Below are 22,106 nucleotides of genomic sequence, written 5' to 3' on the forward strand. Positions count from 1 at the left end.
GCGGAAAGTGGGCCCTCGCCCGAGGTGCCGCGATTCCGCCGGCCTCGTCGGCCGTTGCGCAACTCGCGTCGCCGCGGCGGCCGCCGGACCCGAGCGGGCTCATCGCCGAATGCGAGGACCCGCTGCCTCGCAGCATTTCACGGCGGGCTCAGCCATTGCTGCCAGTCATGACCCCTGAGATTGGCGGGTCTCGCCGCGATTTCGCCCCTCGGCCGCCCGCCTCTGCGATCGCCGTCCTGTCGGCGCGCCCACCGGCGGCCGCCACGGCCAGGCGCACCTTGTCGCACCCCAATGCCCGCAGAACGCTGGCCAGAGGCCTTGACGCGGGCCGCGCCTTTTTATAACTTGCTAGTCACCAGCAAGTAAGGCGTCATGACCTTCGAGGGCTTTGACAACTCCGAGCTTTGACAAGAAAAAAAACGCTCGATGATTTCCGAGGCAAGACGGCGGACCCAGGAGGAGCGAACGGCGATGTCGGAGCAGTTGATGACCGAGGCGGCCGTGAGCTTGCTGGTGGAGCGAGGGATCGCCGGCACCACGCTCGCGGGCATCGGCGAGCGCTCCGGCTATTCGCGCGGCCTGGTCACGCACCGCTTCGGCTCCAAGGCGGGGCTGTTGGCCCACGTCCACGACAGCATCGCCGCCGAGTGGTTGCGGCGGGTGCAGGCGGTCGTCGGTCGCGCCACCGGGGTGGCGGCGCTGCAGCGGGTCACCGACGCGCTCTACCAATTCATCGTCGACGAGCCGAAGGGGCTGCGGGCGATGTACCTGCTGCGCTACGCGAGCATCGATCCGAGCGCCGAGTACCGGGCCAACGTCGCCAAGCTGAACCGGGCCCACGTCCGCGCGCTCACGCGGTGGATCGAAGAGGGTCAGGCGCACGGCGAGATCGCGGCCGGCGTCGACCCAGGGCTCGCCGCCGAGCTGTTCGCCAGCGTCGTCGACGGCCTCCTTTATCGCTGGCTGGTCAACCCCGACATCCCCGTCAAGGAGCTGCACGGGCTGATGCGGGCGCACATCGCCCGCGCGCTGCGGGCGGCCCAGGCCTGAAATTTCATCGTCGTCCTCGTCTGCGAATCGTCGCTCGCCCGGGGTCCGAACCCCCCATGATCATTCCGGTTCGTCGGAATGGCGGTAGTCTTACAATGTTCAGCCTCACCATGAACCCGCTGCCATCGCGTCAGGGCGCGCCGCCCTGGCCTCGCGTGGCGGCGCGTGGATTCGGGGGAGGCGGCTGGCCTGCCGCGGTCGCGGCGGGTCGCGCAGAGGTCCGGGCCGAGGTCGTCAAGAGCGGAGCCGCGGCGGAGGTGTGGCGATTCGCCCGTCGTCGCTCCGACAGGGGGCGCGACGGTCCGGGAGGAGGAGTGACGCGATGGGATCGATGACGCAGAGAACATTGATAACAGTGGCATGTCTGGTCCTGGGCGCCTGCGGCGAGGGGGCGCCGGCCCAGGGCAGCGACGGCGACGGCAGCGACAGCACCGGCGCCGGCGGCCCCGGCACCACCACGGAGCCCGGCGCCCCGACCACGACCGAGGCCAACGATTCGGGGGTGGACTCGCCGACGACCGGCTCCTCGCACGGCGATTCGACGACCGACGGCGAGCCGCCGCCCGCCGCCTGCGCCATGGGCTACCCGATCCCGGGCACCGAGCAGGTCCAGGGCGACGCCGAGGCCGGCTATCACGCCTTGCTCAACGAGGGGTACGTGTCGTGCGGGATCCCCTTCGCCTTGTTCCCGATCGCCGCCCCCCTCCTCGGCTCCTTCGGCGAGGGCGAGCCGCTCCCCGGCCGCACCGGCAAGAACGCCGAGGTGCCCTACAACTGGACCGTCCACACCTCGAAGAGCAGCGGCGCCGAGATCGTCTCGCTCAACTGTCTCGAGTGCCACGCCGGCCACTTCAACGGCGAGCTCGTCATCGGCCTAGGCAAGGCCGACGCCGATTACACCGAGCAGATCGGCGGGTTCTTGGCGGAGATCCCGATCCCCGGCATCCCGATCCCCGGGCTCGAGGAGATGACGCGGATGGCCCAGCGGTACCAGGCGGTCGGCGATTACACGCGCATGCTCGTCGTCGGCACCAACCCCGCCGACTCGCTGGCCGCGGTGCTGTCGACGCGCCACGACGCCGAGACGCTCGAGTGGCTCGACGAGCCGAACACGGTGGTGCCCGACGTCATCTTGCCGGTCGACACGCCGCCGTGGTGGCACACCAAGAAGAAGCACGGCCTGTTCTGGAACGGCATGTCGCGCGGCGACCACCGGGCGACCATGATCTACGCCAGCGCGCTGTGCACCGATTCGGTCGAGGAGGCGGAGGACATCTTCTCGTACTTCAACAACATCCGCGCGTTCATCGAGTCGGTCGAGGCGCCGAAGTACCCGTTTTCGATCGACGACGAGCTGGCGGCGCAGGGCCAGGAGATCTTCGCCCGCGACTGCTCGTGCTGCCACGGCACCTACGCCGACGACCCGGCGCTCGAGACCTACCCGAACATGCTCCTGCCGCTCGACACGATCGGCACCGATCCGCTCCTGGCCTTCGAGGCCGACGCGCGCCCGTTCGCCGACTGGTTCAACTCTTCGTGGTACGGCGACATCGGCAAGCTCACCACCGGCGACCCGTTCGTCGGCTACGTCGCCCCGCCGCTCGACGGCATCTGGGCCAGCGCGCCCTATTTTCACAACGCCTCGGTGCCGACCATCGAATTGGTGCTCAACAGCAAGGCCCGCCCGATGTGGTGGCGCCGCGTCGACTACGACAGCACCAACTACGACGAGGAGGCCGTCGGCTGGCCGTGGGTCGAATTGCCGTACGGTCAGGACGGCGCGCCCGACGACGAGCGCAAGCACGTCTACGACACGACGATCACCGGCCACTGGAACACCGGCCACCCGTTCGGCGATCACCTCGACGACCAGGAGCGCCGCGCGGTGCTCGAGTACCTCAAGACGCTGTGACGGCGTCCGGTGCGGGCGCCGGCGTCACCCTTCGGCGCCCGCAGTGCCGGACGCCGGCGCTCCCGCGGTGACTCGCACAAGCACCTCGCCGCCGATGGCCCTCGCATCTCGCTTGGAGATCGCGAGCGACGCTCGCGTCAAGGAGTCACGCCCAAGCATTCCAAATACCATGCGTCCGTCTCGGCGCCGCATGCGAGCCCCGACCAGTAATCATCGAACCCCTCGCACCATTCGAGCCCGCCCACACACGTCTCGTAAGCGGCTTGGGCTCGCCGACAGGCGGGTTTCTCGACTTCTGCCGCCTCCTGATAGCGCTCGGTCCTGTGCGCCTCGCACTCCGCCTCGTCTGTGTAGCCGACCGCTACGCCCGGCCGCTTGCAGGTCATCAGAATGGCGCAGTAGTCGCGGCTGATGTCGGCGAGGTCCGGGGGTTCTTCACCACAACAGAGGGTCACCAGCGCCGTTATGGCTAGCCATGTCCTTGGGAGCATGTCGCCTCCTGTTCACTCGCGCTCACGCCCCTTCGCGGAGCGCCGCCCCGCCCGGCAGGTCGAACGACCACGGCTGCAATTTGCGCAGGTCGGCGATGGCGATCTCGCCGCGTCCGAGCTCGCCGGTGGCGGCGTCGTGGATCCGCCACAGCATGATCTGCCGGTGCAGCGGCTGCGACTCGACCATGATGATGCGCAGCTCGCCGGGTTCGAAGCCGCACTGGGCCTGCACCGCCGCGATCAATTGTTCGTCGTGCAGGTGCCCATCGCCGAAGTTCCAGCCGAGCGCGAGGCCGGCGACCAGCTCGCCGTCGACCCATTCGTACTTCGTCGGATCGTCGACCGCGCGCGGCAAGAGTCGGCACAGCGCGCGGCCGGCCAGGTGCATCAGGCGGAACGCGATCACCTTGCCGACCAGGCCGACCGACACCTTGCGCGCGTAGAACACGTCGAGCTGGTCGTACAGCCATTTTGACGACTTGCGCAGGCGCTCGAGCTTTTGATGGCTGTCGCCGCGGAACAGCCACACGGAATAGGGCCAGTTGCCGGCGTAGTAGCGCATCGACAGCAGGAACGACAGGCGGTGCGGCGCCAGGTTGCCCCACAGCGGCAGCACCACCGCGAACAGGGCCACGAACGCCGCCAGCACCGGCGTGTCGAGCAGCCCCGCGAGGCTCACCTCGGCGTGCGCGCCGAACAGGAAGAACCCGCCGTACAGCACGACCACGTTCCACTCGATCGGCACCCCCATCGGCACCGTGCTGAGGATGAAGCCGTGCAGCATCAGCATCATCGCCAGGCCGACCGTGGTGACCACGCCGCCGTCGCCGAGGAGCAGGACGATCGGCACCGACAGCTCGAGCAGCGTGCCGACGTGGGCCATCACCGTCGCCAGAGTCGAGGGCCGCAGGTCGTCGGGGTAGCTGCGGTAGACGAGGCGGCGGATCCACTCGAAGCGGGTGACCGGCGAATTGCTGGTCATCACGCACACCACCGCCGGGAAGTGGTGGTTCAGCTTCGACACGCCGGCCCAGAACCACAGCGCCGCCTGCACCGCCTTGGCCCCGGCGAGCCACGGGCTGGCGAACGCGAACACCACGATCGTCACCCAGTAGTGCTCGGCGCGCGCGGCCAGGAACACGGTCTTGTCGAGCAGGCCGCACAGCGGCACCAGCACGACCAGGGGCAACAGCAGCGCCGCGTCGAGCTGCGGGGCCACCAGCGCGCGCACCAGGCTGATCAGCAGGATCGCGTAGAGCGCGACGTCGATCGCGTTGCGGGTGGCGCCGCCGACCAGCGGCAGGCCGCGCAGCAGCGGGAGCTTGGTGGTGCCGGGGCGGAGGAAGTGGAGGAACCCGCCGATCGGCGGGAAGTAGCGCCCGGTCAGCGGCCCGCTGCCGCAGCCGAGGCCGAGCACCTCGAACAGCAGGCTCCACACGATCGCCTTCTGGAACGCGACCGGCTCGAGCCACCATTGCCCGATCGCGGCCGGCGAGCCGAGGCCCGGCGAAAACCCGCAGAAGAAGATCCACCCGCCGACGAAGAGGGCGACCTTCAGCAGATAGACGAAGTAGACCGCGACCGGGGTCCCGTAACCCTGGAGGGCCCACGAGCGACACACCATGCGGCTCTTGTCCGGCAAGGGCTTCGTGGCCCACTCGAGGGGGTCGTACGGCGGCGGGATCGGGTCGAGCAAGCCCATCGAGACCGGCGATCATAGCCGCGCCCCGGGCGATTGGAAGCCGGCGATTCACCGCATTCGCGGGCGCGCCGACGCGGCGCCTTCGCCACCCGGACGAGCTCGACAGAGGGGCCGGTCGCGAGCGTCCTCGGGGGGCGAAAACGCGCTCTCAGGGCTGCTTGACGGTCTAGAACACGATCTGTATACTTGCTAGTCACCAGCAAGTAAAGTGGCCTCCGGATGAAATTCCCAGTGATTTCATGGCCATGGGCGCTTAGGTCAGGTCCGTTGCTGCACCCTGTCTTGCTGGAACACCGGAAACACAGTTCGTCGGATCCCGGGCGCGGGGGGAGCGACTTTCGCGGCAGGGGTGATGCGACGACAGCAGCAGGGAGGGGCACCATGAGGACGGGGACGACACGAATGGTCGGCGCGAGCGCGCTGACGGTCACGACAATGCTGTGTACGGCGGACCTCGCAATGGCGAGTCCGCCGCTCCTGGACACCGCCACCATCCGCTCGCCGCTGGCGGCCGGCTGCGCGGGCAAGCCCGACGATACGCCGCTGCCGCTCGACCCGCGGACGCTGGTGGTCCCGGGCATCAACACGCCGGGGGCGGCGGTGCAGTTCAACGCCTGGTGGGTCGACCTGCACGACCCGCCGGCGCCGTTTCAGACCACGCTGGCGCCGAATCCGACGACCTGCGGCGAGTTCCGGGCCAGCGTCGAGCGCGGGCGCAAGAACGTCACCGAGCGGGCCTACTTCCAGTCGTTCTCGACGGCCAAGAACTACTACGAGATCTACAAGCAATGGGGCTACCTGTTCCGCCCGGCCGACTTCGACGAGCAGGTGATCAAGCGCTACGGTATGGCCAAGGCGCCGTTCCACAACCCGTACCCGTACCCGTGGGAGAACCCGAACCTCACCAACGGCGGCAGCGGGCAATTGCCGCTCGGCCTCGTGCAGGCCAAGGACGACAACGGCAAGTGGACCGGGCTCATCTCGTCGTCGTGCTCGGGCTGCCACGACTCGCGGCTCGGCACCCCGGCGGAGGCGCCGTTCGTGTGGGGCCGCTCGAACGACGCCAACGACGCCGGCCTCTTGCAGGCCGACTTCTTCCAGGCCAACAAGCTGCTCAACGTGCTGCTGCTGGCGCCGATCCCGTGGAGCGTCGGCCGCGGCTCGACCGACGCGATCGGCATCGTCGACCTCCTGCCCGCGCTGTTCGACATGGACTCCCTGGCGATGGTGCCGAGCCTGCTCGAGTTCTTCCCGAGCCACGCCGGCGGCATGTCGCGCGCCCCCAATTGGTGGTACCGCGCGTTCAAGACCCGCCAGTTCTGGGACGGCGCCCTGACCTCCGACAACGTCCGCTCGGAGATGGCGTTCGGCGTCGCCAACCTGCTGCGCAGCGCGCCCGAGCGGCGGAAGCTGACCGCCGAGTTCGAGGACAACGACAACTTCTTCCTCTCGCTGTCGCCGCCGCCGTACCCGTACGAGATCGACGAGGAGCTGGCCGAGTGGGGCGCCGTGCTGTTCCACGAGCGCGACCTTTGGGCCGACGGGGCCAACCCCGACATCCCCGTGCCCGAGGGCAACGGCTCGTGCGCCAGCTGCCACGGCGTCTATTCGCCGCTGTACGCCGCCGACCCGGCCTATTTGCCCGACCCGCGGCTCAAGGGCATCGCCGGCGTGATCACCCCGATCGAGATCATCGACACCGACCCGGCGCGCTTCGAATTGATGGCCGACGAGCGCAAGCGGCGGGCCTGGAACACCTCGTTCCTGGCCTACAACGACATGAGCCCCGACCACCCCGGCTTCTTCGACGACCCGATCACCAGCGCCCTGCGCCGGGTCCCGCGGGCCGCCTACGACAACGGCCAGGGCCCGGTCTTCTCGCCGATCGGCCCCAACGAGTGGATCGAGCCGTTCGGCTACATGGCGCCGCCGCTGTACGGCACGTGGGGCAACGCGCCGTACTTCCACAACGGCAGCGTGCCCGACCTGTGGGGCGTGCTCGACCCCGACGCGCGCCCGGCGGTGTGGAAGCGCCAGTACACCGCCGCCAACATCCTCGGCACCAACGCCGGCTACGACGCCAGCTTCGCCGCCTACGACTTCGACAAGCTCGGCTGGAAGTACACCGAGCTGGAGTGCGAGGACAAGCCGGGCAACAGCACGTTCCTGCCGTGCTCGGAGGAGATGGCGACCATCGACGTCCTGTTCGCCAATATCGCCAACACGGTCGCGCAGCACAACTCGCTCGCCTACCAGTCGCCCCCGCCGATCACGCAGAAGCAGATCCGCTCGCGCATGATCTTCAACAGCCACCTCTACGGCATGGGCAACTACGGCCACGAGTTCACGCAGTCGCTGACCGACGACGAGCGCTGGGCGCTGCTCGAGTACATGAAGACGCTGTGAGTGCGGTGCGATGACCCCAAGAACGATCTTCGAACCCGATCACGAGATCTTCCGCGCGGCGGTCCGCAAGTTCTTCCGCGCGGAGGTGACCCCTCACGTCGATCGCTGGCGACGCCAGGGGTCGGTGGACCGCGAGATCTTCCGCAAGGCCGGCGAACACGGGTACCTGTTGATGTGGGCGCCCGAGCAGTACGGCGGCCTCGGGATCGACGACATGCGCTACGAGCAGATCGTCCAGGAGGAGAACTTCCGCCACGGCGACCCGGGGCTGTGCCTCACGCTGCACTCGCGCGTGGTGGCGCCGTACATCGGTGAGCACGGCACCGAGGCGCAGAAGCAGCGCTGGCTGCCGGCGGCGGTGCGCGGCGAGAAGATCCTCGCGGTGGCGATGTCGGAGCCGGCCGCCGGCTCCGACCTCGGCGGCATGCAGGCGCGCGCCGAGGAACATGACGACCACTGGGTCCTCAGCGGCTCGAAGACCTACATCTCGAACGGGCTGCTCGCCGACCTCGTGGTCGTCGCCGCCAGGACCGGGCGCGGGGCTGACCGCGCGATCGGCCTGTTCGTGGTAGAAGAAGGGATGGCGGGCTTCAGGCGCGGTCGCAAGCTCGACAAGCTGGGCCTCGACGCGCAGGACACCGCCGAGATGTTCTTCGACGGCGTCGTCGTGCCGAAGCAGAACGTGCTCGGCGACCCGACCCAGGGCTTCCGCTACCTGACGCGCGCGCTCGCGGTCGAGCGGCTGCAGATCGCCATCGGCGCGGTGGCCCACGCCCAGGTCGCGTTCGACGTCACGCTCGAGTTCGTCAAGCAGCGGACCGCCTTCGGGCGGCCGATCGGCACCTTCCAGGACCCGCGCTTCCGCATGGCCCGCATGCGCGCCGAGCTCGACGCCATGCAGAGCCACATCGACCACTGCGTGATGCTGGCCAGCGCCGGCGCGCTGTCGGCCGAGGTCGCAAGCGGCGCCAAGATGCTGGCCACCGAGCTCGAGGGCCGGGTGATCGACGACTGCTTGCAGTTGCACGGCGGCGCCGGCTACATGGAAGAATACCGCATCAGTCGCATGTACCGCGACGCGCGGGTCACCCGCATCTTCGGCGGGACCAGCGAGATCATGGCCGAGATCATCGGCCGGCGATTGGGACTCGACGAACGCAGGCTGACCCGATGACGACACCTTCGCCCAGCGAGAGCTCCGAACAAGCGGCCTTCCGCGCCCACTGCAAGGCGTGGCTGGCCGGCAACCTGCCGCCGCGCCCGCGCTTCCGCCTGCCGCTCGGGCCGCTCGAGATCGCCACGGTCGAGCAGCTCGAGTATTTGTGCAATTGGCAGCGGGCCGCGCACGCGGCCGGGCTGGTCGGCTGCGACTACCCGCGCGAGCACGGCGGCGGCGGCCTGCGCGACTGCCAGTGGATCGCCAACCACGAACTCAAGGCCGCCGGCGCGCCGTTCTTCCCCAACATCGTCGGGCTCGGCATGGCGGCGCCGACGATCTTCCACCACGGCACCGAGGCGCAGAAGCGGCGGCTGCTGCCTCCGCTGTTCAGCGCCGAGGAGATCTGGTGTCAGGGCTTCAGCGAGCCGGGCGCGGGCTCCGACCTGGCGAACGTGCAGGCGTACGCCGAGCGCGACGGCGAGCGGTGGATCGTCAACGGCCACAAGGTGTGGACCACCCTGGCGCACTTCGCCACGTGGATGATCCTCCTGTGCCGCACCGACCGCGCCCGCAAGTACGAGGGCATGACCTACTTCGTCGCGCCGATCCGCGACGGCATCGGCCGCGGCGTGGCGATCCGCCCGCTCGTCAAGATGACCGGCGAGCTCGGCTTCAACGAGGTGTTTTTCGAAGATTACTCGATCGCCGACGACCTGCGCCTCGACGAGGTCGGGCGCGGCTGGTCGGTGGCGATGACGACGTTGCTGCACGAGCGCGGCGCCGGCCCGCTGGTGACGCCGTCGTCGGGCGGCGGCGTCGGTGACGACGGCGAGACGACGCTGGGGGCCGCGGGGCTGGTCGAGCTGGCGAGGCGCTCGTATCGCAACGGCAGGCCGGCGAGCGACGACCCGCGGCTGCGCGACGCGATCGTGCAGCTGCTGATCCGCCAGCGAGCGTTCGCGCAGAATGAGCGGCGCGCGGCCGTGCCGGCGCTGGTCGACCACCCGCTGCGCCTGCCGCTGCAGCACAAGCTGACGCTGTCGGAATTGCTGCAAGACACCGCGCGGCTGGCCTGCGAGATCGAGGGCATGGCCGCGTCGCTGCACCAGACCGACCCGAACGCGCCCGCCGGCGGCCGCTGGCCGCACGCCTACATGAACTCGTACGGCTTCACGATCGCTGCCGGATCCAACGAGGTCCAGCGCAACATCCTCGGCGAGCGCGTGCTCGGCCTCGCCAAGTCGAAGTGAACGGAGCGACGCATGACTCGACCGCACGACTTCGGCTTCGACGATACTGCGCAGATCTTGAAGGACACCGCGCGCCGCCTGCTGCAGGACCACTGCGCGCCCGAGGCCCTGCACCGGCTGGCCGCCGCCAGCTCCGAGCCGGCGCGCGCGACCGAGTGCGTGTGGGACGAGGCGCTGTGGCGCAAGATGATCGACCTCGGCTGGACGGCCGTCGCGGTGCCCGAGCGATACGGGGGGTTCGGGATGGGGCTGGTGGCGATCGCCGGCCTCGCGGAGGAGCTCGGGCGCGCGGCGGTGCCGTCGCCGCTGGTCGCGACGTTGTGTGCGACTTACGTCGCGGCCGCCTGTGACTCCGAGGCGGCGCGGCGATTGCTGCGGCGGATCGCGGCTGGCCTTTCGGTCAGCCTGGCGACGACCGACCGGCGCGGCTCGTGGGCGCCCGAGGACACCGACGTCGCCGTCGACGAGGCCGGCGCGCTCCGGGGGACCGCGTGGTTCGTGCAGGACGCGCGCAAGGTCGGGGCGCTGATCGTCAAGGCGAAGTCGCCGCGCGGGGTCGGGCTCTACCTCGTCGAGGTCGACGCTGCGGGCCTGACGATCGTGCCGGACGCGATCCTCGACCTCACGCGCGACCAGGCCCACGTCGAGCTGCGCGGCGTCGCGGACGTGCAAGTGCTCGCGGAGCCCGGCGACGGCGCGCGGGCGCTCGTCGCCGCCGAGCCGGCCATCTTGACGATCGTCGCCGCCGACATGGTCGGCGCCGCCGAGTGGCAGCTGCAGACCACCGCCGAGTACGCGCGCACGCGGGTGCAGTTCGAGCGGCCGATCGGGTTCTTCCAGGCGGTCAAGCACCCGCTCGTCGACATGATGGTGCAGATCGACGGGGCCCGCTCGCTGGTCTACGACGCGGCCTGTGCCTTCGACCACGAACCCGAGGCGGCGGAGGTGTGCGCCCGCATGGCCAAAGCGGCGGCCAGCGACGCGGCCTCGTATTGCTCCGGCCGATCGGTGCAGCTGCACGGCGGGATCGGCTTCACCTGGGAGTGCTTCATTCATCTGTGGTTCAAGCGGCAGAAGCACAACGAGGTGCTGTACGGCGATGGGGCCCATCAGCGGGCCAGGCTGGCCGACCGGCTGATCGGGCGGATCGGGGAGACCGCGTGAAGATCCGCGCCGCCGTCGCGCGCGCGCGCGAGCCGTTCCGCATCGAAGAGGTCGAGCTCGACGGGCCGCGCGCCGACGAAGTGCTGGTCGAGGTCGAGGCGTGCGGGATCTGCCACACCGATCTTTCGGCCAAGGACCACGACTACGGCACCCCGCTGCCGGCCGTGCTCGGGCACGAGGGCGTCGGCCGGATCGTCGCGCTCGGCGAGGGCGTCACGCGCTTCGCCGTCGGCGAGCGGGTGGTGATGAGCTTCGGCGCGTGCGGACGCTGCCCGAGCTGCGCGGCCGAGCTGCCGGCGTATTGCCGCCACGCCCGCGACTTCAACCTGTTCGCGCGCCGCCTCGACGGCTCGTCGCCGATCTCGCAGGCAGGCCGTTCGCTGACCGGGCACTTCTTCGGGCAATCGGCGTTCGCCAGCCACGCGATCGCGGCGGCGCACAACCTCGTGCGCCTCGGCGACGACCTGCCGGCCCCGCTCATGACCTCGCTCGCCTGCGGCGTACAGACCGGCGCCGGCGCGGTGGTCAACGTCCTGCAGGCCGAGCCGCACGACGCGATCGGCGTGTTCGGCTGCGGCACCGTCGGACTCGCCGCGATCATGGCGGCCAGGGTCGCCGGCTGCGCGCGGATCGTCGCCGTCGACGTCCGGGCCGGGCGGCTCGAGACGGCGCGCGCGCTCGGAGCCACCGAGGTCGTCGACAGCGCGCAGACCGACCTCGCCGCCGCGCTCAAGCGGCTCGGCGGGTTGACGCTCGCGTTCGACAACACCGGGCGGCCGGAGGTGATCGAGGCCGCCTACAACGCGCTGCACCCGCGCGGGCGGATCGTGCTCGCCGGGCTGAGCGCGCGCGGGGCCAGCCTGACGCTCGACCTCAACCGCTTGATGGCGAGCGGACGCAGCCTGCGCGGCACGATCGAGGGCGACGCCGACCCGCGCGCCTTCATCCCGCGGCTCGTCGACTGGTACCGGCGCGGCGAGCTGCCGCTCGAGCGGATCGTCACCACCTATCCCTTCGAGCAGATCAACGAGGCCGCGGCCGACATGCTGGCCGGGCGAGTCATCAAGCCGGTGCTGAGGATGTCGACATGACGAGAGAGACTGCCTTGAATGCCACGACCGCGCTGCGCGAGCTGATCGCAAGCGGCGCCCAGACCGACGTCGACGCGCTGCACGCCCTGTACGACGCGCTGCCGCCGATCGACACCGCGTTCATGCGCGGCGAGTGGGAGGGCGGGGTGTTCCACACCGGCCACCCGGGCGAGCAGCAGCTGACGGCGATCGGGTGGGTCGGCAAGTCGTTCCACCACGACAACGACGTCGACCCGATCGTCACCCGCGACGAGCACGGCCGCCGCGTCGCAAACCCGATCCTCGGCAAGGCCTCGCTGCGGCTCGTGCATTACCGCGGGGCCGCGACCGCGACGATGGTCTACGACAAGCACCCGATCTTCGATCACTTCCGCAAGATCGACGACGACGCGGTGCTCGGCGTCATGGACCGCAAGGGCGACCCCGCGCCGCTGTTCTTTTACCTGCGCCGGCTGCAATCACCGTAGAGGAGGTTCGACATGACCACGATCTCGTCCGTGATCCGTACCCACGCCGCCGATCGCCCCGACGGGGTCGCGCTCGTGTGCGGCGACCAGAGCCTCACCTGGGCCGAGCTGCACGCGCGCTCGAACCGGGTCGCCGACGCGCTGCAAAAGGCCGGGGTCGGCTTCGGCGACCGCGTCGCGTTCCTCGACAAGAACGGCAACGAGTACTTCGAGCTGCTGTTCGCCACGGCCAAGCTCGGCGCGGTGCTGGTCGCGGTCAACTTCCGCCTGACCGCGCGCGAGGTGGCGTTCATCGTCAACGACGCCGAGGCCAGGGTGTTCGTGGTCGGGGCGGAGTTCATGCCGCTGGTGGCGGAGCTCGCCGGCGCGCTCGAGGCGGTCGAGACGCTGGTGGTGATCGGCGGCGGCGAGTCCCAGCAGTCGTACGCCGCCTGGCGCGACGCGGGCGCCGACGTCGACCCGGGGATGGTGACGTCGGGCAGCGACGTCGCGTTCCAGTTCTACTCCTCGGGCACCACCGGCCACCCGAAGGGCGTGCTGCTCAGCCACGACAACGTGTTCGGCCTGTTGCCGACGTCGGCGAAGATGTGGGGCGTGACCGGCGACTCGGTCAACCTGGTCGCGCTGCCGCTGTTCCACGTCGGCGGCGGCGGCTGGGCGATGGTCGGCATGTTCCACGGCTGCAAGTCGGTGGTGGTCCGCGACGTCGACCCGACCGGCCTGATCGAGTTGATCGGCCAGCACCGGGTCACCCACGCCTTCCTCGTCCCGGTGCTGCTGCACTTCATGCAGCAGGTGCCGGCGGCGGCCACCGGCGACTTCTCGAGCCTCGAGCTCGTCGTCTACGGCGCCTCGCCGATCAGCGAGCCGGTGCTGGCGGGCGCGGTGCGGCTGATGGGCTGCAAGTTCGCGCAGGCCTATGGCCTCACCGAGACCACCGGGGCGATCGTCACGTTGCCGCCGGAGGATCACGACCCGCAGGGGCCGCATCGCCACCGCCTGCGCGCGGCCGGCAAGCCGCACGAGGGGGTCGAGCTGAAGATCGTCGCGCCCGACACGGGGGCCGAGTTGCCGGTCGGGGTGCCAGGGGAGATCTGGACCCGGTCGCGCCAGAACATGATCGGCTACTGGCGTAACGCCGAGGGCACCGCGGCGTCGGTCACGGTCGACGGCTGGCTCAAGACCGGCGACATCGGCTACTTCGACGACGACGGCTACCTCTACATCCACGACCGCGTGAAGGACATGATCATCTCCGGCGGAGAGAACATCTACCCCGCCGAGGTCGAGAACATCCTCATGAAGCACCCCAGCGTCGCCGACGTCGCGGTCATCGGGATCCCCTCCGACGTGTGGGGCGAGTCGCCGTTCGCCGTGGTCGTCGCCAAACCCGGCGCCACCGTCGACGCCCAGGAGCTGCAGGCGTTCGCCCGCCAGCACCTCGCCAAGTTCAAGGTCCCCGTCGGCGCGTCGGTGGTCGCTGCGCTGCCGCGGACGCCGACCGGCAAGCTGCTCAAGCGCGAGCTGCGGGCGCCGTTCTGGCAAGGTCGCGAGCGGGCGGTCAGCTGACGCGCGCGGCGACGCGGGCGCAGCGAGCCGAGCAGGGGGCCGCAGCCCGCGATCACGCGCGAGCGAGTCGGTAACGACATGTTGTTGAAGTCGTCCCGCGCGCGGGAGATCATGACCTCCGCGGCGAGCTCGACCGCGTGTATCGGCAACATCTGTTGAAGCAGCAGCGAGGAGACACCATGGAGAATCAGCAGGCAGCGAGCGATGAAGCGACCCTGGCGCACATGCGCGACGTCCTGCGACGCCAGCGCGAGGCGTTCACCGCCGAGCTGCCGGTCGGCGCGGCGATCCGCAAGGACCGGCTGCGGCGGGCGCTCGAGCTCGTGTTCAATCACCAGGGCCAGTTGACCCAGGCGCTGTCGGCCGACTTCGGCCACCGCTCAACCACGCAGTCGACGATCACCGACATCATGTCGTCGGTGAAGGCGCTGAAGCACGCGCTCGCCCACGTCGACCGCTGGATGCGGCCCGAGAAGCGCAAGCTCGACTTCCCGCTGGCCCTGCTGGGCGCGCGGGCCCACGTCCAGCACCAGCCGAAGGGCGTCGTCGGCGTCATCTCGCCGTGGAACTTCCCGGTCTACCTGACCTTCGATCCGCTCGCGCAGATCTTCGCCGCCGGCAACCGGGCGATGGTCAAGCCGTCCGAGCACACGCCGCGCACCGCGGAGCTGATGCGCGAGCTGGCGGCGAAGTTCTTCCCCGAGCACGAGCTCGCGTTCATCCTCGGCGGCGCCGACGTCGGCAAGGCGTTCGCCGGCCTGCCGTTCGACCACCTGATCTTCACCGGCGGCACCGGCATCGCCCGTCACATCCTCCACGCCGCCGCCGACAACCTGGTGCCGACCACGCTCGAGCTCGGCGGGAAGTCGCCCGTGATCGTCGGCGAGAGCGCCGACGTCGCCCGCGCGACCGAGCGCGTGGTCGCCGGCAAGCTGCTCAACGCCGGCCAGGTGTGCCTCGCGCCCGATTACATGCTGGTGCCGCGGGCCAAAGAGGCGCAGATCGTCGCCGCGCTGCAGGCGGCGGTCGCTCGCCTGTACCCGACGATGCTCGCCAACGACGACTACACGTCGATCGTCGACGGCCGCCACCGCCAGCGCTTGCAAGGCCTGCTCGACGACGCGAAGGCCAAGGGCGCCGAGGTGATCGCCATCAACCCGGGCAACGAGGACTTCGCAAGCGCGGGCAGCAACAAGATGCCGCTGCACCTCGTCCGCAAGACGACGCCGGAGATGCGGGTGACCCGCGAGGAGATCTTCGGGCCCATCCTGCCGATCGTGCCGTACGACCGCACGGAGGAGGCGATCGCGTACGTCAACGCCGGCGAGCGCCCGCTGGCCCTCTACTACTTCGGCGACGACGCCGACGAGGAGCGTCGCGTGGTCGAGCGCACGGTGTCCGGCGGCGTGACGCTCAACGACGTCGTCTTCCACGGCGTCCCGGAAGACCTGCCGTTCGGCGGCATCGGCCCGTCCGGCATGGGCAGCTACCACGGCTTCGACGGCTTCAAGACGTTCAGCCACGCCAAGGCCATCTACAAGCAGCCGAAGCTCGACATCGCCGGCCTCGCGGGGCTGAAGCCGCCTTACAACGAGAAGACCCGCAAGACGCTCAAGCGCGAGATGGGCGGGTGAGCGCTACGCGGATGCTCGATCCCGCGAGAGCGCGCGCAGCATGACCGCGGCGAGCACGAGCAGGCCGAGGCCGGACAGGATGAACCACATGTGATCTTCGGCGAAGATCGCCGGAGCACGCGGGCGCAGCAGCGGCTTGAGCAGCAGCAGCAGGCCGTAGGCGGCGGCCTGGAACGCGGCGAAACGACGCAGGCCGCCGGCGGCGAGGCAGATCGCGGCGCTCAGCACCACCGAGGCCGTCAACGCCGGCGAGACTTCGTCGAAAGACATGCGCGCCGGCCGCCACCAGTCGATCACGCCGACGAACCAGCCGAGGACCAGCAACAGGCCCCGGCGATTCAGGCGAAGATCCATCGACCGGGCGAGATCGAGGGTTCGGACATGCGAGCCTCCACGATCATCATAACCCGCGCCGCGGCGCGGAGGGTCGAGCGGTCAGGTCGACAGGCGAGCGAGCCCCGCGTGCAGCAGTGGCAGCACCGCGTCCCCGGTGGTGGCGAAGCCGTCCCCGACCGTCAGGCCGGCACGGTAGCGCTGGTGGATGCCCTCGGCGATCACTGCCAGTTTAAAAAAGCCGAGCGCGACGTAGAAGTCGAGGTCGGCGAGCTCGCGGCCGGACTGTCGTGAATAGCGCGCGACGAGGTCCTCTGCCGCGGGGAATGAATTCTCGCCGCGGCGAATGTGCTTCACCCCGAGGACGGGCTCGGTGAGCGGGTCCCAGTAGACCAGCGCGAGGCCGAGGTCGGCCAGCGGGTCGCCGAGGGTGCACATCTCCCAGTCGACGATCGCGGCGACCTCGATCGTGTCGGGCGCGAGGATCACGTTGTCGAGGCGGTAGTCGCCGTGGACGATGCTGCGAGCGGAGCGGGCGGGCAGGGCCAGGCGCAGGCGGCCGGCCAGCTCGACCGGCTCGGGGAGGTCGCGCGTGTGGACGCGCTCCCACTGCTCCAGCCACCGGCGGATCTGCCGCTCGAGGTACCCCTCGGCGCGGCCGAAGTTGTCGAGGCCGACGCTCGACGGATCGATCGCGTGCAACTGGCACAGGCGATCGATCAGCTCGAAGCCGCACTGTCGCTGCTCGTCGGGGCCGAGGCGCGCGGCGTCCTCGGCGCTCTGAATCACGCGACCGTGTACGAACGCGGTGACGGCGAACGGCACGCCGAGCACCGAGGTGTCCTCGCACAGCAGCACGGCCGGGGCCACCGGCACGCGCGTCGGTCCGAGCGCGGCCACCACCCGGTACTCGCGGGCCATGTCGTGCGCGCTGGGCGTGAGCGTGCCGAGCGGCGGCCGGCGCAGCACCCAGTCATGCACCCCGTCGCGCAGGCGATAGGTGAGGTTCGACTTGCCGCCGGCGATCCGTTGCGCGTCGAGCCGGCCGCCGTAGTCGGGGACGCGCTGGCCGAAGAAGCGGTGCAGCGCCGCGAGGTCGAGCCCGGGCGGGTTCACGCGTGGCCTCGCTTCTTGAACGACGACACGCTCCGCTTGGCGATCGACCAGCGGTGCGTCTCGCTCGGGCCGTCGTAGATCCGGAACGGCCGCACCTCACGCCAGTAGCGCGACAGCAGCAGGTCGCCCGAGGTGCCGACGGCGCCGGTCATCTGCATCGCCCGGTCGACGATCCGCCCGACCGCCTCCGACACGAAGGTCTTGGCGATCGACGAGGCCGTGCCGGCGTCGCCGCCGGTGTCGAGCACCCACGCGGTGTGCAGAATCAGCGAGCGGCTGGCGGCGAGATCGATCTCGTTGTCGGCGATCTGCTGCTGGACCATGCCGAGCTCGGCGAGGCGGCTGCCGAAGGCCTCGCGCGTGGTCACGTGCGCGAGCGCGAGGTCGTGGGCGCGGCGCGCGAGGCCCAGCCAGCGCATGCAATGAGTGAGGCGCGCCGGGGCCAGGCGGACCTGGGCGTATTCGAAGCCGCGGTCGACCTCGCCGAGGATCGCGTCGTCGGCGACGACGCAATGGTCGAAGCGGACCTCGCTGTGGCCGGCGAACAGGGCGTGGTCGAGGGTGTCGAGGTCGCGGACGATCTGCATGCCCGGGTTGTCGCCCGCGACCAGGAACATCGTCGCGCCGCCGCGGTCGCCCGGCGCGCCGGAGGTGCGGGCCATGACGATGGCGAACGCGGCCCCGCGCGCGCCGGTGATGAACCACTTGCGGCCGTCGATGCGCCAGCCGCCGGCGACGCGGGCGGCGGCCGTCGTCAGCGCGCGCGGGTCGGAGCCGGCGCCGGGCGGCGGCTCGGTCATGGCGAAGCAGCTGCGGACCTGGCCGGCCGCGAGCGGCGCCAGGTACTGCTGTTGTTGCGCCGGCGTGGCCACGCGCTCGAGCAGGTGCATGTTGCCCTCGTCGGGCGCCGAGATGTTCAGCGCGAGCGGCCCGAGCAGCGAATAGCCGGCCTCCTCGAACACGCTCGCTTGCCCGCGCACGTCGAGCCCGCGGCCGCCCCAGCGCTCCCCGACGTGCGGCGCGAGCAGCCCCGCGGCGCGCGCCTCGGCTTGCAGTCGTCGGCGGATGTCCTCGGCGTCGGGCGCGTCGTGCAGCGAGCCCTTGCACGCCAGCTCGACGGGGATGACGACGTCGCGGATGAACTCGCGGGTGCGCTGGACCAGCGCGGCGAGCTCCGGCTCGAGGTCGAAGCGGATGGCCATGCGTCACCTGCGGGCCCTGGGAGGTGCAGGCCCGAACTCGAGGGTTGCCTCCAAGCGCCCCGTGAGTCAAGTCTGCGGCCGGATTTTTTTAATTCGTTGTAAAATTTTCTCCGGTCGTCTAGCTTGCCGACCATGGTAACGAGCGCGTTCATCTACGACGCGATGCGGACCCCGCGGGGCAAGCTGAAGGGCGGGGCGCTGCACGGCATCAAGCCGGTCGACCTGGTCGTCGGGCTGATTCACGAGCTGGTGCCGCGCAACCCCGGGCTCCGGCTCGACCGCATCGACGACATCGTCCTCGGGGTGGTGTCGCCGGTGGGCGAGCAGGGCGGGTGCATCGCCCGCACCGCGGCGCTGGTGGCGGGGCTGCCGGAGACGGTCGCCGGCGTGCAGCTCAACCGCTTTTGCGCCTCGGGCCTCGAGGCGGTCAACACGGCGGCGGCCAAGGTGGCGTCGGGGTCGGACGACCTCGTGCTGGCCGGCGGGGTCGAGTCGATGTCGCGCGTGCCGATCGGCGCCGACGGCGGGGCCTATCATCAAGATCCGACCACCGCGTACGACGCCTACTTCGTGCCGCAGGGCATCGGCGCCGATCTCATCGCCACGCTCGAGGGCTTCAGCCGCGAGGACGTCGACGCGTTCGCCGTCGGCTCGCAGCGCAAGGCCGAGCACGCGTGGCAAAACGGCTACTTCAAGCGCTCGGTCGTGCCGGTCAAGGACATGAACGGCGTGCTCGTGCTCGACCACGACGAGCACCGCCGGCCCGACTCGACGGTGCAGTCGCTGGCGGCGCTGCCGGCCTCGTTCGCCAAGCTCGGCGAGATCGGCGGCTTCGACGCGGTGGCGCTGCAGAAGTACCACCGGGTCGAGAAGATCCACCACGTCCACACGGCGGCCAACTCGTCGGGGATCGTCGACGGCGCGGCGCTGATGCTGCTCGGCAGCGAGGCGGCCGGCAAGCAGCTCGGGCTGAAGCCGCGCGGCCGGATCGTGTCGATGGCGGTGACCGGCAGCGAGCCGACGATCATGCTGACCGGGCCGACGCCGGCGACCAAAAAAGCGCTCGCGCGCGCGGGCCTGAAGATCGGCGACATCGACCTGTTCGAGCTCAACGAGGCGTTCGCGTCGGTGGTGCTCAAGTGGCAGCGCGACCTCGAGGTCCCGCCCGAGAAGGTCAACGTCAACGGCGGCGCGATCGCCATGGGCCACCCGCTCGGCGCGACCGGCTGCATCATCCTGGGCACGCTGCTCGACGAGCTCGAGCGCCGCGACCTGCGCTACGGCCTGGCGACGCTGTGCGTCGGCGCCGGCATGGGCATCGCCACCATCATCGAGCGCGTGTGAGCGCGTACTCCGAGGGCACCGAGATGACCAGCGAGTCGAACACCAAGGCCTCTGCGATCCACTGGAAGCGCGACGACGACGGGGTCGTGATCCTCACGATCGACGACCCGAGCTCGAGCGTCAACACGATGAACGACGCCTACACCGAGTCGATGGCGGCCAGCGTCGAGCGGCTCGAGGCGGAGCGCGAGTCGATCACCGGCGTGATCGTCACCAGCGCGAAGAAGAGCTTCTTCGCCGGCGGCGACCTCCATCGCCTGCGCACCTACGACGCCTCGCGGGCGGCCGAGCAGACCGCCCACATCGAGCGCGTCAAGGACCACCTGCGCCGGCTCGAGAAGCTCGGCCGGCCGGTGGTCGCGGCGATGGGCGGCACCGCGCTCGGCGGCGGCCTCGAGGTCGCCCTGGCCGCGCACCGCCGCATCGTCGCCGACGTGCCGGGCTGCCAGATCGGCCAGCCCGAGGTCACGCTCGGCCTCCTGCCGGGCGGCGGCGGCATCACCCGCATCGTGCGGATGATCGGCCTGCAGAAGGCGCTGACGCAGGTGATCCTGCCCGGCACCAAGTTCAGCCCGCGCGAGGCGCTCGAGCTCGGGCTGGTCGACGAGGTGGTCGCGTCGGTCGACGAGCTGGTCCCGCGGGCCAAGGCGTGGATCGCCGCCAACCCGAACGCCGCCAAGCCGTGGGACAAGAAGGGCTTCGAGATCCCCGGCGGCAGCGCGTCGAGCCCGGCGATCTCGAGCGTCCTCCCGGCGATGGCCGCCAACCTGCGCAAGCAGGTCAAGGGCGCGCCGATGCCGGCGCCGCGAGCCGCCCTCGCCGCGGCGGTCGAGGGCTCGCTGGTCGACTTCGACACCGCGTCGCTGATCGAGACCCGCTACCTCGTCAGCCTCACGACGGGCCAGGTGGCGAAGAACATGATCGGCGCGTTCTTCTTCGACCTGCAGAAGATCAACGCCGGCGCGAGCAGGCCGGCGGGGTTCCCCAAGTTCCAGGCCAGGAAGGTCGGCGTGATCGGGGCCGGCATGATGGGCGCGGCGATCGCCTACGTCGCGGCCAAGGTCGGGATCGAGGTCGTGCTCAAGGACGTGACGCTGGCGGCGGCGCAGAAGGGCAAGAACTACTCGGTCAAGCTCGAGCAGAAGGCGCTCGAGCGCGGCAAGACGACGCAGGACAAGTCCGACGCGCTGCTGGCCCGGATCCACCCGACCGAGGACCCGAAGGACTTCGCCGGGGTCGACTTCGTGATCGAGGCGGTGTTCGAGAGCGTCGAGCTCAAGCACAAGGTTTTTAAAGAGATCGAGCCGTTCGTCGATGAGGCGGCGGTGCTCGGGTCGAATACTTCCACCTTGCCGATCGCGCTGCTGGCCGAGGGGGTGCAGCGCCCGGCCGACTTCATCGGCATCCACTTCTTCTCGCCGGTCGACAAGATGCAGCTGGTCGAGATCGTCCGCGGCAAGAACACGTCGGACGCGGTGCTGGCCAAGGTGTTCGACTTCGTGCTGCAGATCCGCAAGACCCCGATCGTCGTCAACGACGCGCGCGGGTTCTTCACCTCGCGGGTGATCGGCAAGTTCATCAACGAGGCGGTCGCGGCCGTCGGCGAGGGCATCGAGCCGGCGACGATCGAGCAGGCGGCGCTGCAGGCCGGCTACCCGGCCGGCGCGCTGCAGCTACTCGACGAGCTGACGATCACGCTGACGCAGAAGATCCGCCAGGAGACCCGCAAGGCCGAGGAGGCCCAGGGCAAGACGTGGGTGCCCCACGGCGCCGAGGCGGTGGTCGACCGCATGATCGAGGAGCTCGGCCGCAAGGGCCGCTCGACCGGCGGCGGCTTTTACGAGTACGACGAGTCGGGCAAGCGCATCGGCATCTGGCCGGGCCTGCGCGCGGCGTTCAATTCGGGCAGCAAGGAGATCCCGTTCATCGACATGCAGGAGCGGATGCTGTTCGCCGAGGCGATCGACACCGTCCGCTGCGTCGACGACGGGGTGCTGACGTCCGCCGCCGACGCCAACATCGGCTCGATCTACGGCATCGGCTTCCCGGCGTGGACCGGCGGGGTGCTGCAGTACATCAATCAATACAAGGGCGGCCTCCGCGGCTTCGTGCAGCGGGCGCGCGAGCTGGCGGCGGCGTACGGGCCGCACTTCGAGCCGCCGGCCTCGCTGGTCGCCAAGGCCGAGCGCGGCGAACGCTACGAGTGATGCGCGGGG

At 70.2% G+C, this 22,106-nt stretch carries 17 protein-coding genes; 12 read left to right on the forward strand and 5 right to left on the reverse strand.

Annotated elements, in window-relative coordinates:
* The first annotated feature begins 471 nt into the window (after positions 1–471).
* On the forward strand, positions 472–1,050 hold the full coding sequence (locus NAEX_RS25545) for a TetR/AcrR family transcriptional regulator (RefSeq protein ID WP_245913795.1): 579 nt from the start codon (positions 472–474) through the stop codon (positions 1,048–1,050).
* 355 nt (positions 1,051–1,405) lie between these two features.
* A complete protein-coding gene (locus tag NAEX_RS25550; RefSeq protein WP_096330093.1) occupies positions 1,406–2,962 on the forward strand; it encodes a c-type cytochrome in 1,557 nt (518 codons plus the stop codon).
* A 137-nt stretch (positions 2,963–3,099) separates the two neighbouring features.
* On the opposite strand, the gene NAEX_RS25555 is transcribed toward NAEX_RS25550, so the two are convergent.
* Both NAEX_RS25555 and NAEX_RS25560 read right to left on the reverse strand, forming a co-directional pair.
* Positions 3,100–3,453, reverse strand: a complete 354-nt coding sequence (locus tag NAEX_RS25555; RefSeq protein WP_096330094.1) for a hypothetical protein — start codon at positions 3,451–3,453, stop codon at positions 3,100–3,102.
* Between the two features lie 22 nt (positions 3,454–3,475).
* A complete protein-coding gene (locus tag NAEX_RS25560) occupies positions 3,476–5,155 on the reverse strand; it encodes a DUF3556 domain-containing protein (RefSeq protein ID WP_096330095.1) in 1,680 nt (559 codons plus the stop codon).
* Between the two features lie 381 nt (positions 5,156–5,536).
* Between NAEX_RS25560 and roxA the strand changes: the two genes are divergently transcribed.
* From roxA to NAEX_RS25600, 8 genes are all read left to right on the forward strand, one after another.
* Positions 5,537–7,561 (forward strand): rubber dioxygenase RoxA, encoded by a 2,025-nt coding sequence (gene roxA / locus NAEX_RS25565; protein WP_476703774.1) that lies wholly within the window; start codon positions 5,537–5,539, stop codon positions 7,559–7,561.
* Between the two features lie 10 nt (positions 7,562–7,571).
* Positions 7,572–8,735: an acyl-CoA dehydrogenase family protein gene (locus NAEX_RS25570; protein ID WP_096330096.1), complete on the forward strand. Its 1,164-nt coding sequence runs from the start codon at positions 7,572–7,574 to the stop codon at positions 8,733–8,735.
* Positions 8,732–9,970 (forward strand): acyl-CoA dehydrogenase family protein, encoded by a 1,239-nt coding sequence (locus NAEX_RS25575; RefSeq protein ID WP_096330097.1) that lies wholly within the window; start codon positions 8,732–8,734, stop codon positions 9,968–9,970. Before NAEX_RS25570 ends, NAEX_RS25575 begins: the two co-directional genes overlap by 4 nt.
* A gap of 12 nt (positions 9,971–9,982) precedes the next feature.
* Entirely contained in the window at positions 9,983–11,134 is a 1,152-nt protein-coding gene (locus NAEX_RS25580; RefSeq protein WP_096330098.1) for an acyl-CoA dehydrogenase family protein, read from the forward strand.
* A complete protein-coding gene (locus NAEX_RS25585) occupies positions 11,131–12,225 on the forward strand; it encodes an NAD(P)-dependent alcohol dehydrogenase (RefSeq protein ID WP_096330099.1) in 1,095 nt (364 codons plus the stop codon). The genes NAEX_RS25580 and NAEX_RS25585 overlap by 4 nt, the downstream gene beginning before the upstream one ends.
* The gene (locus tag NAEX_RS25590) at positions 12,222–12,692 is read left to right on the forward strand and encodes a DUF4334 domain-containing protein (protein ID WP_096330100.1); all 471 of its coding nucleotides are present in this window, start codon (positions 12,222–12,224) and stop codon (positions 12,690–12,692) included. The genes NAEX_RS25585 and NAEX_RS25590 overlap by 4 nt, the downstream gene beginning before the upstream one ends.
* A gap of 12 nt (positions 12,693–12,704) precedes the next feature.
* On the forward strand, positions 12,705–14,261 hold the full coding sequence (locus NAEX_RS25595; RefSeq protein ID WP_096330101.1) for a long-chain-fatty-acid--CoA ligase: 1,557 nt from the start codon (positions 12,705–12,707) through the stop codon (positions 14,259–14,261).
* A 179-nt stretch (positions 14,262–14,440) separates the two neighbouring features.
* On the forward strand, positions 14,441–15,895 hold the full coding sequence (locus NAEX_RS25600) for a coniferyl aldehyde dehydrogenase (RefSeq protein ID WP_096330102.1): 1,455 nt from the start codon (positions 14,441–14,443) through the stop codon (positions 15,893–15,895).
* Between the two features lie 3 nt (positions 15,896–15,898).
* On the opposite strand, the gene NAEX_RS25605 is transcribed toward NAEX_RS25600, so the two are convergent.
* From NAEX_RS25605 to NAEX_RS25615, 3 genes are all read right to left on the reverse strand, one after another.
* The gene (locus tag NAEX_RS25605) at positions 15,899–16,249 is read right to left on the reverse strand and encodes a hypothetical protein (RefSeq protein WP_096330103.1); all 351 of its coding nucleotides are present in this window, start codon (positions 16,247–16,249) and stop codon (positions 15,899–15,901) included.
* A gap of 81 nt (positions 16,250–16,330) precedes the next feature.
* Complete coding sequence (locus NAEX_RS25610) at positions 16,331–17,344, reverse strand: phosphotransferase family protein (RefSeq protein WP_096330104.1); 1,014 nt, start codon at positions 17,342–17,344, stop codon at positions 16,331–16,333.
* Positions 17,341–18,546 carry an acyl-CoA dehydrogenase family protein gene (locus tag NAEX_RS25615; RefSeq protein ID WP_096330105.1) on the reverse strand — a complete coding sequence of 402 codons (1,206 nt, stop codon included), beginning with the start codon at positions 18,544–18,546 and terminating at the stop codon, positions 17,341–17,343. The genes NAEX_RS25610 and NAEX_RS25615 overlap by 4 nt, the downstream gene beginning before the upstream one ends.
* A 132-nt stretch (positions 18,547–18,678) precedes the next feature.
* Here NAEX_RS25615 and NAEX_RS25620 point away from each other — a divergent pair, with 132 nt between their 5' ends.
* Both NAEX_RS25620 and NAEX_RS25625 read left to right on the forward strand, forming a co-directional pair.
* Positions 18,679–19,890, forward strand: a complete 1,212-nt coding sequence (locus tag NAEX_RS25620) for an acetyl-CoA C-acetyltransferase (protein ID WP_096330106.1) — start codon at positions 18,679–18,681, stop codon at positions 19,888–19,890.
* A 23-nt stretch (positions 19,891–19,913) separates the two neighbouring features.
* The gene (locus NAEX_RS25625; protein ID WP_096333734.1) at positions 19,914–22,097 is read left to right on the forward strand and encodes a 3-hydroxyacyl-CoA dehydrogenase NAD-binding domain-containing protein; all 2,184 of its coding nucleotides are present in this window, start codon (positions 19,914–19,916) and stop codon (positions 22,095–22,097) included.
* Positions 22,098–22,106: the final 9 nt, after the last annotated feature.

Source organism: Nannocystis exedens (genome assembly GCF_002343915.1).
GTDB classification, from domain to species: Bacteria; Myxococcota_A; Polyangia; order Nannocystales; family Nannocystaceae; genus Nannocystis; species Nannocystis exedens.

Coding starts and splice junctions, on each gene's coding strand:
- NAEX_RS25545 (WP_245913795.1), top strand. CDS start 472: ATGTCGGAGCAGTTGATGACCGAGGCGGCCGTGAGCTTGCTGGTGGAG.
- NAEX_RS25555 (WP_096330094.1), bottom strand. CDS start 3,453: ATGCTCCCAAGGACATGGCTAGCCATAACGGCGCTGGTGACCCTCTGT.
- NAEX_RS25560 (WP_096330095.1), bottom strand. CDS start 5,155: ATGGGCTTGCTCGACCCGATCCCGCCGCCGTACGACCCCCTCGAGTGG.
- roxA (WP_476703774.1), top strand. CDS start 5,537: ATGAGGACGGGGACGACACGAATGGTCGGCGCGAGCGCGCTGACGGTC.
- NAEX_RS25570 (WP_096330096.1), top strand. CDS start 7,572: ATGACCCCAAGAACGATCTTCGAACCCGATCACGAGATCTTCCGCGCG.
- NAEX_RS25575 (WP_096330097.1), top strand. CDS start 8,732: ATGACGACACCTTCGCCCAGCGAGAGCTCCGAACAAGCGGCCTTCCGC.
- NAEX_RS25580 (WP_096330098.1), top strand. CDS start 9,983: ATGACTCGACCGCACGACTTCGGCTTCGACGATACTGCGCAGATCTTG.
- NAEX_RS25590 (WP_096330100.1), top strand. CDS start 12,222: ATGACGAGAGAGACTGCCTTGAATGCCACGACCGCGCTGCGCGAGCTG.
- NAEX_RS25595 (WP_096330101.1), top strand. CDS start 12,705: ATGACCACGATCTCGTCCGTGATCCGTACCCACGCCGCCGATCGCCCC.
- NAEX_RS25600 (WP_096330102.1), top strand. CDS start 14,441: ATGGAGAATCAGCAGGCAGCGAGCGATGAAGCGACCCTGGCGCACATG.
- NAEX_RS25605 (WP_096330103.1), bottom strand. CDS start 16,249: ATGGATCTTCGCCTGAATCGCCGGGGCCTGTTGCTGGTCCTCGGCTGG.
- NAEX_RS25615 (WP_096330105.1), bottom strand. CDS start 18,546: ATGGCCATCCGCTTCGACCTCGAGCCGGAGCTCGCCGCGCTGGTCCAG.
- NAEX_RS25620 (WP_096330106.1), top strand. CDS start 18,679: ATGGTAACGAGCGCGTTCATCTACGACGCGATGCGGACCCCGCGGGGC.
- NAEX_RS25625 (WP_096333734.1), top strand. CDS start 19,914: ATGACCAGCGAGTCGAACACCAAGGCCTCTGCGATCCACTGGAAGCGC.